The organism is Streptomyces sp. NPDC059788 (assembly GCF_042732265.1).
Taxonomy (GTDB): domain Bacteria; phylum Actinomycetota; class Actinomycetes; order Streptomycetales; family Streptomycetaceae; genus Streptomyces.
This window is the reverse complement of the sequence record NZ_JBHWHY010000014.1, coordinates 153,846-164,616: the sequence shown is the minus strand read 5'-3', so window position 1 is coordinate 164,616 and position 10,771 is coordinate 153,846. Positions and strand designations below refer to the sequence as shown.

General features: G+C 72.9%; 8 protein-coding genes. 2 read left to right on the top strand and 6 right to left on the bottom strand.

The features are described from left to right. The first annotated feature begins 36 nt into the window (after positions 1-36). Complete coding sequence (locus tag ACFV57_RS14935; RefSeq protein ID WP_385230777.1) at positions 37-543, top strand: pyridoxamine 5'-phosphate oxidase family protein; 507 nt, start codon at positions 37-39, stop codon at positions 541-543. Positions 544-677: 134 nt separating this feature from the next. Here the strand turns inward: ACFV57_RS14935 and ACFV57_RS14930 are convergent, their stop codons facing one another. After that, positions 678-2,369: a GAF domain-containing protein gene (locus ACFV57_RS14930; protein WP_385230842.1), complete on the bottom strand. Its 1,692-nt coding sequence runs from the start codon at positions 2,367-2,369 to the stop codon at positions 678-680. Between the two features lie 273 nt (positions 2,370-2,642). On the opposite strand from ACFV57_RS14930, the gene ACFV57_RS14925 reads away from it, so the two are divergent. Beyond that, the gene (locus ACFV57_RS14925) at positions 2,643-3,332 is read left to right on the top strand and encodes a CBS domain-containing protein (protein WP_385230774.1); all 690 of its coding nucleotides are present in this window, start codon (positions 2,643-2,645) and stop codon (positions 3,330-3,332) included. 43 nt (positions 3,333-3,375) lie between these two features. Here ACFV57_RS14925 and ACFV57_RS14920 read toward each other — a convergent pair whose 3' ends face one another. The 5 genes from ACFV57_RS14920 to ACFV57_RS14900 form a co-directional block, all read right to left on the bottom strand. Beyond that, on the bottom strand, positions 3,376-4,113 hold the full coding sequence (locus ACFV57_RS14920) for a response regulator (protein ID WP_385230839.1): 738 nt from the start codon (positions 4,111-4,113) through the stop codon (positions 3,376-3,378). A 163-nt stretch (positions 4,114-4,276) separates the two neighbouring features. Next, the gene (narI, locus tag ACFV57_RS14915; RefSeq protein ID WP_385230771.1) at positions 4,277-5,071 is read right to left on the bottom strand and encodes a respiratory nitrate reductase subunit gamma; all 795 of its coding nucleotides are present in this window, start codon (positions 5,069-5,071) and stop codon (positions 4,277-4,279) included. Next, positions 5,068-5,715, bottom strand: a complete 648-nt coding sequence (gene narJ, locus ACFV57_RS14910; protein WP_385230768.1) for a nitrate reductase molybdenum cofactor assembly chaperone — start codon at positions 5,713-5,715, stop codon at positions 5,068-5,070. The genes narI and narJ overlap by 4 nt, the downstream gene beginning before the upstream one ends. Next, complete coding sequence (gene narH / locus ACFV57_RS14905) at positions 5,712-7,460, bottom strand: nitrate reductase subunit beta (protein ID WP_385230765.1); 1,749 nt, start codon at positions 7,458-7,460, stop codon at positions 5,712-5,714. The genes narJ and narH overlap by 4 nt, the downstream gene beginning before the upstream one ends. A 1-nt stretch (position 7,461) precedes the next feature. Then, positions 7,462-10,771, bottom strand: a 3,310-nt coding sequence (locus ACFV57_RS14900) for a nitrate reductase subunit alpha (protein WP_385230762.1), incomplete at its 5' end; no start/stop codon positions are given.

Here is a 10,771-nt window from a genome sequence, read left to right as displayed (position 1 = left end):
CCCGGACGAACGCCGCCGGAGCAGAGGGTGTGCAGGATGAACGACGAAGACACACAGCAGGTCGGGGAACGCCGTGAACCGGTGGCTCCCCGGGGAATGCAGCAGCTGCCCCGGGACGAATCGCTGCGGCTGCTGGGCAGCGTCCCGCTCGGCCGGCTCGTGTTCACCCAGAACGCCCTGCCCGCCATCCGTCCCGTCAACCATCTCCTCGACGGGACGGACATCGTCGTCCGGCTCAACGACGGGGCGACGCTGACCTCGATAGCGCCGCCGGCGGGCGAGGCGGGCCTGGTGGTCGCGTACGAGGCCGACGCCATCGACCCGCTCACCCATCTGGGCTGGAGCGTCATCGTCACCGGGTACGCCCGGCTGGTGGCCGACCCGGCGCAGGTGGACCGCTACCAGGACCTGCTGCGGCCGTGGGTGGCGCAGACCATGAACGGTGTCCTGCGCATCCAGCCCGATCTGGTCACCGGTTTCCGGCTGGTGGTGGCGCAGCAGCCCGCGGCCGCGGTGTGCGCGGCGGGCGGCGAGGTTCGCTGAGCCGTCGGCTCCCGGCGGGCGGCGGATGAACGGCACGCCGTACCGGGACCGGCGTCGCGGCACGCGCAGCCGCCTTCGGGAGAGTCGTCACCGACCGCCCGGCCCGCCGCCTCGGCGTCGGGCCGGGCGGTCCGTCATGCGGCCGAGGGCAGCGGAGCGCGCCACACGATCCGGCTTCCGCCGTCGTCGGGCGTCCGGATCTCCATCGTCCCGTGCACGCTCTCCGCCCGTTCGGCCAGGTTGCCCAGCCCGCTGCGCCGGCCGGTTTCCGGGATGCCCCTGCCGTTGTCCGTCACGGTCAGCACGACCTCGTCGCCGGTGGCCTGGAGTGCCACCTCGACCCGGGTCGCGTGCGCGTGCCGGGCGGCGTTGCTCAGCAGCTCGGTGAGGGCCGCCACGACGTGATCGGCGACCTGCGCCGGTACGTCCGTGTCCAGCAGGCCCTCCATGCTGAGCCGGGGCGGGAAGCCCAGTGCCGTGCCGGCCTCCCCCACGGCACGCGCCACACGGGCCCGCAGGCTCGGTCCGGTGTCCTCCTCCCTGACCCGCAGACCGAAGATCGTCGACCGGATGATCTTGATGGTCTCGTCCAGGTCGCCCACCGCCCGGGTGACCCGCTCCGCCGCCCCGGCGTGCTCGACCAGCCGGGCGGCGCTCTGCAGCGTCATCCCGGTGGCGAACAGCCGCTGGATGGCCAGGTCGTGCAGGTCGCGGGCGATCCGGTCGCGGTCCTCCAGCAGGGCCAGCTGTTCGGCGTCGCGCCGGCGCTCGGCCAGTTCCAGGGCGAGGGCCGCCTGCCCGGCGAACGCCCGCAGCGGCTCCAGCTCCTCTTCGGTGAACACCGTGTCCCCCTCGGCGCGCGCCAGCAGGAGGACGCCCCGGGCGCTGCCGCCCTCGCTGCCCAACGGCACGGCCACCGCCGGGCCCAGGCCGTCGAAGCGCCGGGGCCCGCCGCTGTAGCGGTCGTCGCCCGCCAGGCCGGTCGTGGTGACCGGCCCGCCCGCGGTGAGGGCGGCGCCGGAGAGCGTGCCGTCGGCCGGCACCACCAGGCCGCGGCGCTTGTCGCCGTCCCCGCCGAGCGCCAGCTCGACGACCAGGTCGCCGGTGCCGTGCATGGGGACGCAGACGTCCGCGAGCCGCGCCCTGGTGATGTCCTGTGCCCGGCGGGCGATCAGCTCCAGGACCTCCAGCCGCGGCATCCCGGAGAAGAGGCTGTTGGTGATCTCCGCGCCGGCCTTCAGCCAGCGCTGCTGGCGCTGTGAGCCCTCGTAGAGCCGGGCGTTGTCGATCGCGACGCCGGCGGCGACCGACAGCGTGGAGATCACCGACTCGTCCTCCGCGTCGAAGTCGTGCCCGCCGCGCTTGTCGGTCAGGTAGAGATTGCCGAAGACCTCGTCGCGCACCCGGATCGGCACGCCCAGGAACGTGCGCATCGGCGGGTGGTGGGCGGGAAATCCGTACGACGACGGATGGGCCCCCAGGTCGCCGAGCCGCAACGGCTCGGGGTTGCGGATCAGTTCGCCCAGCAGGCCGTGTCCGGCCGGCAGCGGCCCGATCGCGGCGACCTCCTCGTCCGTCAGGCCGACGGTCAGGAACTGCGACAGCAGCCTGCCGTCCGGGCCGATCACGCCCAGCGCCGCGTACTGCGCGTCGACCAGCAGCGCGGCGGCTTCGACGATGCGCCGGAGCACCTGGGGCAGGTCCAGTTCCCGCCCCACCGAGACCACGGCCTCCAGGAGGCTGTGCACCCGGTCCCGGGTGCCGCGTGCCGCGTCGATGCGTGCCTGCAGTTCCTCCAGCAACTCGTCCAGCCGCATCTGAGGCATGCGCGACAACGACTCCTGCGTGCTCACCGGTCCTCCTTCTTCGGTCGCCCGCCGTACCCGGTCAGCGTAACCCTGTTCGACCAGCGGGAACGGAGCCCGGGGTCGCCCGCTCCCGCCCGGCTCGCGCGCGGCACATCGGGGGCGAGTGGCCCTCGGACGGAGGCGGATGGGCCCTGCTCCCCCGCCCCGCCGTCGGCGAGACTCGACCGGCGGGGAAAGAGCGACGGGCCCGGAGGCCGGGCCCGTGGGGCACCGACGCAGGGAGGTACCGCCGTGCAGAACCGCACCGTGGCCGAGGTGATGACGTGGGAGGTCGTACAGGCCCGCCCGGACACCCCGGCGCAGGAACTGGCCCGGCTGCTCGATGTCCACCGGATCAGCGGCCTGCCGGTCGTGGACGGCGACGACAAGGTCATGGGAGTCGTGTCGCGGACCGATCTGCCCGTGCCGCCCGGCGGCCGGGCCGCTCCCGCCGGGCGGCCGCAACCGGCACCGCGCCGTACGGCCGGCGCCGGTGCCGCGCGCGGCACGACCGCCGGCGAGGTGATGACGACACCGGCGGTCACCGTGCACCCGGAGCACCGCGTCGTGGACGCCGCGCGCATCATGCAGCGCCGGCACGTCGACCGGCTGCCCGTCGTGGACGAGGAGGACCGCCTCATCGGCATCACCACCCGCCGGGACCTGCTGCGGGTCTTCCTGCGGTCGGACGAGCAGATCCGCGCGGAGGTGGTCGAGGAGGTGTTGGGCCGTGCCCTGGACGTGCCGCCGGACGACGTACGGGTCCGGGTGCGGGACGGTCTGGTGACCCTGCGGGGAACGCTCGCGCACGAGGACGACATCCCTCCGGCGATCGGCCTGACCTGGCGCGTGGACGGCGTGGTGGGCGTGGTCAACCGCCTCGTGCCGCGCGCGGGCGACGACGGCGCCCCGTACGAAGGGCGCTTACGGCCGTCCGGCTGACCGCTCTCCCGCCGGGTCACGGGCCGGGAACCGATGCCCGGCGTCAGAGCCGCGGGCCGCCGTCGCGCGGCGTCGCGGAGGCGGGTCCCGTCCGGGCGTCCTGGGCGGCCGCGAGCGCCTGGGTGGCGATGACCGCGGCCTGGACGCGGCGTTCCACGCCGAGTTTGGCCAGCAGGCGGGAGATGTTGTTCTTGACCGTCTTCTCCGCGAGGTAGAGCCGCTTGCCGATCTCCCGGTTGGTCAGCCCCTCGCCCACGAGCGCCAGGATCTCGCGTTCCCGCTCGCTGAGGCCGGGCAGGACCTGCTGTTCCTCTTCCCGCTTCGTCTCCCCCCGCAGCCGGGCCATGACGCGGGCGGTGGCGCCGGCGTCGAGCAGCGACTGGCCCGAGGCCACCGTCCGTACGGCGTTGACCAGGTCGGTCCCGGTGATCTGCTTGAGCACGTAACCGGCGGCCCCCGCCATGATCGCGTCGAGCAGCGCCTCCTCGTCGTCGAACGAGGTGAGCATCAGGCACACCAGGTCCGGCAGCTGCGAGCGCAGCTCACGGCAGACGCTCACGCCGTCGCCGTCCGGCAGCCGGACGTCCAGGATCGCCACCTGCGGACGCAGGGCGGGGACCCGCACCAGCGCCTGCTCGGCGGTGTTCGCCTCCCCCACCACGGTCAGGTCCGGTTCGGCGTCCAGGAGGTCGTGCACGCCGCGGCGCACCACCTCGTGGTCGTCGAGCAGGAAGACGCTGACCGGCGCCTTCGTCCGGGCCTCGGCCGGGTTTTCCGTCATCATGCAGCTCCGATGTTCCTGGTGCGGCCCGCCCCCACGGGCGGTGCCCTGTGCAGCCTGCCGCACGCCAGGGCCGAAGAGCCAGGGCCGGACGGCCCTTCTTGCCGATCGTCCGGTCCCGTGCCGTGCCGTGCGCCCCGGAGGGGCCGAAGGTCCCGCCGGTTCACCGGATGCGTTCCCACCCCCGCCGGGGCGCGCGCGTGCCCAGGCGTGCGTCGCGGCTCCGGTAGACGATGTACGGGCGGGTGAGGTAGCCCAGCGGCGCGGTGAGCATGTGGACGAGCCGGGTGAACGGCCAGACGGCGAACAGGGCCAGCGCGCTGAGCGCGTGCAGCTGGTAGAGCAGCGGTACGCCGCTCATCAGGGCGGGGTCGGGCCGGAAGGCGAAGATCGCCCGGAACCAGGGGGAGATGGTGGTGCGGTAGTCGTACCCCGCGCCGGCGATGTTGGCGTCCACCGTGGCGGCCAGTCCCAGCACCAGGGCGAGGGTGAGCATGACGTACATCAGCTTGTCGTTGCGGGTGGTGGCGCTGAAGACCGGGCCGACGGTGCGCCGCCGGTAGACCAGGACGGCCAGCCCGCCGAGCGTGCTCAGGCCGGCGACGGTGCCCAGGGCGACGGCGGTGACGTGGTAGGTGTGCTCGGTGATCCCGACGGCCGCGGTCCAGCCGTGCGGGATCAGCAGGCCGACGACATGGCCGATGATCACCACCAGGATGCCGAAGTGGAACAGCGGGCTGCCGATGCGCAGCAGCCGGTTCTCGTAGAGCTGGGACGAGCGGGTGGTCCAGCCGAACTTGTCGTAGCGGTAGCGCCAGACGTGTCCGCCGATGAACACGACCAGGGCCACGTAGGGCAGGACCACCCACAGCAGGACGCCGCCGGGCCCGGGCTCGGCCGCGGCGTACCGGAGCACCGGTTCGGCCGCTGCCGCCGGGGCCGTCGTCATCGGGGTCATCGGTGGCCTCCCACCGGGTCGGGCCGGTGCGAGAGCGGCGCGAAGGGAGCCAGTCCCACCTGTTCCTCGGGCGGTCCTTGGGCCGCGAGCCGGGCGACGGCCTCGCGTTCGTCCCCGGCCAGCGGCGGCAGGGTCGCCGACACCGAGTCCAGGACGTGCGTCCAGGGGGCGGACGCGTCGCGCAGGGCCAGGCGGAGCAGTTCCAGTCCGGCCCGGTGCTCCAGCAGCAGGCGCCGGCCCGGTACGGGTTCGGCCGCGGCGAACTCCAGGACCACGGCGAGATGATCGGGGAGTTCGTCGTCGGCCGGCCGCAGTCCGGCTGCGGCGTAGGTCTGCTTCAGGCGCAGCAGGGCGACGCCGCGCTTACGGGTGTCTCCGTAGGCGTAGTAGGTCAGGAACGGGCAGCAGCGTTTCCGGTGGTCGAAGACGCTCACGTATTCCGCGGCCAGTTCCTCGGTGCCGACGGCCGCCACGTGGTCGAGGAAGCGGCGCAGGGGGGTGGCGACCGGTTCGGGCAGGACCGACGCGGCCCGGCGGGCCAGGCGGGCGTGTCCGGCGAAGTGTTCGTCGGGATAGGCGAGCAGCAGCGACTGGACCTGCCAGGCCGGTTCGCGCACGGGAACGGGAGGGGGGTGGTCGGTCACGGCTTCGGCTCGCTCTCGGCGTTCGGGTCGGTGCCGTCCGTGCGTTCCGCGGGAGCGCCGCTCCCCTGGCGGCGGGGGAACAGCCCTTCGGGCCTGCCCCTGCCGTCCCAGTTGAGGAGGTTGACGCGGGCCTCCTCGTCGGCCGGGTCGGTGAGGGTGTCGGCGGTCTGGCGGGCGCGCAGCATGTGGAAGTTCTCCACGGCGACCGGCTGGGGCCCGCCCGAGGACTCCCCGAACGGTCCGGAGGCGCCCGCCGGGCGTCCGGCGCCGGGCCCGCTCCCGCCCATGCCCGGCCCGCCTTCGTAGTCGAGGCTGCATTCGGTGGCGAGTTCCTCCAGCCCGTGTGCCTGTTCGGCGTGGGCGGGCGGGATGACGTAGCGCTCGTCGTACTTGGCCAGGGCCAGGAGGCGGTACATCTCGTACATCTCCTCCTCGCCCATGCCGACCGCCGCGGGAATGGCGGGGTCGGGCTCGCGGCCGAGGTTGATGTCGCGCAGATAGCTGCGCATGGCGGCGAGCCGCCGGAGCGCGGCGTCGACGGGTGCCGGATCGCCGGCGGTGAACAGCTCCGCGAGGTATTCCACGGGGATGCGCAGCGCGTCGATCGCGGCGAACAGGTTGCCGCGGTCCTCCGCGTCGTGTCCGGTGCCGCTGACCGCGTCGACGACCGGGGACAGCGGCGGGATGTACCAGACCATCGGCAGCGTGCGGTACTCCGGGTGCAGGGGAAGGGCCACCCGGTAGGTGTTGATCAGGGAGTGGACCGGTGAGCGCCGGGCGGCCTCGATCCAGTCGCGCGGGATGCCGTCGCGACCGGCGGCGGCGATCACCTCGGGGTCGTACGGGTCGAGGAGGACGCGGCGCTGGGCCTCGTACAGGTCCCGGTCGTCGGGGGTGGCGGCGGCCTCCAGGACGCGGTCGGCGTCGTAGAGGACCAGGCCGATGTAGCGCAGGCGCCCGACGCAGGTCTCGGCGCAGACGGTGGGCAGGCCCACCTCGACGCGCGGGAAGCAGAACGTGCACTTCTCGGCCTTGCCGGTGCGGTGGTTGAAGTAGACCTTCTTGTACGGGCAGCCCGTCACGCACATCCGCCAGCCGCGGCAGCGGTCCTGGTCGACGAGGACGATGCCGTCCTCGCTGCGCTTGTAGATCGCGCCGGAGGGGCAGGAGGCCGCGCACGCGGGGTTGAGGCAGTGCTCGCAGATCCGCGGCAGGTAGAACATGAAGGTCTGCTCGAACTCGAACTTCACCTTGTCGGCGAGTCCGGTCAGCAGTACGTCCCGGGCGGCGTGTTCCGGTGCCCCGGCGAGGTCGTCGTCCCAGTTCGCCGACCAGCTGATCTTCATGTCCTCGCCGGTGATCAGCGACTTGGGCCGGGCGACGGGCGTGTGCTCCTGGAGCGGGGCGTTGGTCAGGGTCTCGTAGTCGTACGTCCAGGGCTGGTAGTAGGCGTCGAGGGAGGGCAGCTTGGGGTTGGAGAAGATCGTGATCAGCTTTTTGAACCGGCCGCCGGCCTTGAGCGTGAGCCGCCCCCGCCGGTTCAGCCGCCAGCCGCCCTGCCAGGTGTCCTGGTCCTCGTAGCGGCGCGGATAGCCCTGGCCGGGGCGCGTCTCGACGTTGTTGAACCACACGTACTCGACGCCGGAGCGGTTGGTCCACGCCTGCTTGCAGGTGACCGAGCAGGTGTGGCAGCCGATGCACTTGTCGAGGTTCATCACCATCGCCATCTGGGCCATGACCTTCATGTCAGTACGTCACCTCCTGGGAGCGGCGGCGGATGACGGTGACCTCGTCGCGCTGGTTGCCGGTGGGGCCGAGGTAGTTGAAGGCGAAGGACAGCTGGGCGTAGCCGCCGATGAGATGGCTGGGCTTGATCAGCAGCCGGGTCAGCGAGTTGTGGATGCCGCCGCGGCGCCCGCCGGTCTCGGCCCGCGGGACGTCGATCAGCCGGTCCTGGGCGTGGTGCAGGTAGACGGTGCCCTCCGGCATCCGGTGGGAGACGACCGCGCGGGCGACGACGACCCCGTTGCGGTTGACCGCCTCGATCCAGTCGTTGTCCGCGACGCCGATCTTCGCGGCGTCCTCCTGGCTCATCCACACCGTCGGCCCGCCGCGCGAGAGGGAGAGCATGAACAGGTTGTCCTGGTACTCCGAGTGGATGGACCACTTGTTGTGCGGGGTCAGATACCGCACGGTGACGCCCAGTTCGCCCGTGGCGCCGACCTCGGGCTCGTCGAACAGGGCGGCCATGCTCAGCGGCGGCCGGTAGACCGGCAGGCATTCGCCCAGCTCGGCGATCCAGTCGTGGTCGAGGAAGAAGTGCTGCCGTCCGGTGAGGGTGTGCCAGGGCTTGAGGCGCTCGGTGTTGATGGTGAACGGCGAGTAGCGGCGTCCGCCGGCCTCCGATCCCGACCATTCGGGGGAGGTGATGACGGGGACGGGCCGGGCCTGGGTGTCGGCGAAGGTGACCTGCTTGCCTTCGTGCTCGGCCGCCAGGTCCGCCAGCCGGGTGCCGGTGCGGGCCTCGACGGTACGGAAGCCCTGGGTGGCCAGGTGCCCGTTGGTGGTGCCCGACAGGGCGAGGATCGCCTCGCAGGCCTGCACGTCGCGGGCGACCGAGGGCCGCCCGTCGGCCACCCCGCCGCGGACGGTGCCGTTCTTCTGCCGCAGGTATTCCAGCTCGCGGCCGACGTCGAAGGTGACGCCCTTGGTGGTGGCGCCCAGGGTGTCCAGCAGGGGGCCGAGGGCGGCCATCTTCTCGGCCACGGCGGCGTAGTCGCGCTCGACGGCGACCAGCTTGGGCATCGTCCGGCCGGGGACGGGCTCGCACTGTCCGTCCTTCCAGTCGGCCACGCGGCCGTGCGGGGTGGCCATGGCGTCGGGGGTGTCGTGGAGCAGCGGGGCGGCCACCACGTCGGTGACGGTGCCGAGGTGGTCGGCGGCCAGCGCGCTGAAGGTCCGGGCGAGGGTGTGGAAGGCGTCGAAGTCGGTGCGGGTCTGCCAGGGCGGGGAGATGGCCGGGTTGAAGGAGTGCACGTAGGGGTGCATGTCGGTGGTGTTGAGGTCGTGCTTCTCGTACCAGGTCGCGGCGGGCAGCACCACGTCGGAGTAGAGGGTGGTACTGGTCATCCGGAAGTCGAGGGACAGCAGCAGGTCGAGCTTTCCGGTGGGGGCCTGCTCGCGCCACGTCACGTCGCGGGGGCGGGCCCCTTCGGGTGCCTCGGTGGCGCGGACGGCGGAGTCGGTGCCCAGCAGGTGCTTGAGGAAGTACTCGTTGCCCTTGGCGGAGGAGCCCAGCAGGTTGGCGCGCCACACCGTCAGCACCCGCGGGAAGTTCTCCGGCGCGTCGGGGTCCTCGGCGGCGAACCGCAGCCGCCCGGCCTTCAGTTCGCCGACCACGTACGGGCCCACGTCCCGGCCCGCGGCTTCGGCGCCGGCGGCGAGGGTGAGCGGGTTGCGGTCGAAGGTGGGGTAGGAGGGCATCCAGCCCAGGCGGGCGGACTGCGCGATGACGTCGGCCGTGGTCCGGCCGGCGAAGGTGCCGCCCGCGGAGGCGGCGGCGAGGGTGTCCGCGCCGAAGGGGTCGTAGCGGAACTGGTCGGTGTGCAGGTACCAGTAGGCGGTCTGGATCATCAGCCGGGCGGGCCGGTTCCAGTCGGCGGCCGTGGCCAGCAGCGAGTAGCCGGTGATCGGGCGGACCTTCTCCTGGCCGACGTAGTGGGCCCAGCCGCCGCCGTTGACGCCCTGGCAGCCGGTGAGGGTGGTGAGGGCCAGGAAGGCGCGGTAGATGGTGTCGGAGTGGAACCAGTGGTTGGTCCCGGCACCCATGATGATCATGGAGCGGCCGCCGGACTCCTCGGCGTTGGCGGCGAACTCCCGGGCGATCCGGGCCGCCTTCCCCGCCGCCACGCCGGTGATCGCCTCCTGCCAGGCGGGGGTGTACGGCTCGGCCGGGTCGTCGTAGCCCGTCGGCCACCGGCCGGGAAGCGCGTCACGGGCCACCCCGTACTGGGCCAGCAGCAGGTCGTAGACCGTGGTGACCGTCTTCCCGCCGGCCTGCCGTACGGGTACGCCGCGCAGCAGCCGCCCGGCCTTCCCGTCGGGGGCGTCGAAGCGGGGCAGCTCCACCGGCACGGGCGCCTCTGCCCCGCCCGCGGCCGTCAGCAGCGGGTCGGTGTCGCCGAGGTCGAGGTTCCACCGGCCGGCGCCGGACTCGCCGTAGCGGTGGCCGAGCGTGCCGCCCGGCACCACGGGGCGGCCCGTGACGGCGTCCAGCAGCACGGTCTTGAACTGCGCGTTCTCCACCGCGCCCGCCTCGCCGCCGAGGTCGGCGGCGGTCAGGAACTTGCCGGGCGTGTACCGGCCCGGCGCCGTCTCGTCGAGGACGACCAGGAACGGCAGGTCGGTGAAGCGCTTCACGTACGCGGTGAAGGCCTCGGTCTCCCGGTCGACGAAGAACTCCTTCAGGATGACGTGGCCCATGGCCATGGCCAGGGCCCCGTCGGTGCCGGGCTGGGCGGGCAGCCACTCGTCGGCGAACTTCACGTTGTCCGCGTAGTCCGGGGCCACGGCGACGACCTTCTGGCCCCGGTAGCGGGCCTCGGCCATCCAGTGCGCGTCGGGGGTGCGGGTCACCGGCAGGTTGGAGCCCCACATGATCAGGTAGCCGGCGTCCCACCAGTCGCCGGACTCCGGGACGTCCGTCTGGTCGCCGAAGACCTGCGGCGAGGCGACGGGCAGATCGGCGTACCAGTCGTAGAACGACAGCATCACCCCGCCCAGCAGCGAGTAGAACCTCGCCCCGGCCGCGTGCGAGACCATCGACATCGCCGGGATCGGCGAAAAACCCGCCAGCCGGTCCGGGCCGTACTCCTTGATGGTGTGTACGTGCGCCGCGGCGACCAGCTCCGCCGCCTCCTCCCAGCTCGCCCGCAGCAGGCCCCCCTTGCCGCGCGCCGCCTTGTAGCGGCGGGCGCGTCCGGGGTCGCCGACGATGTCGGCCCAGGCCAGGACCGGGTCGCCGAGTCGCTGCCGGGCCTCGCGGTACATCTGGAGC

Coding starts and splice junctions, on each gene's coding strand:
- narI (WP_385230771.1), bottom strand. CDS start 5,071: ATGACCCCGATGACGACGGCCCCGGCGGCAGCGGCCGAACCGGTGCTC.
- narH (WP_385230765.1), bottom strand. CDS start 7,460: ATGAAGGTCATGGCCCAGATGGCGATGGTGATGAACCTCGACAAGTGC.
- ACFV57_RS14935 (WP_385230777.1), top strand. CDS start 37: ATGAACGACGAAGACACACAGCAGGTCGGGGAACGCCGTGAACCGGTG.
- ACFV57_RS14930 (WP_385230842.1), bottom strand. CDS start 2,369: ATGCCTCAGATGCGGCTGGACGAGTTGCTGGAGGAACTGCAGGCACGC.
- ACFV57_RS14920 (WP_385230839.1), bottom strand. CDS start 4,113: ATGACGGAAAACCCGGCCGAGGCCCGGACGAAGGCGCCGGTCAGCGTC.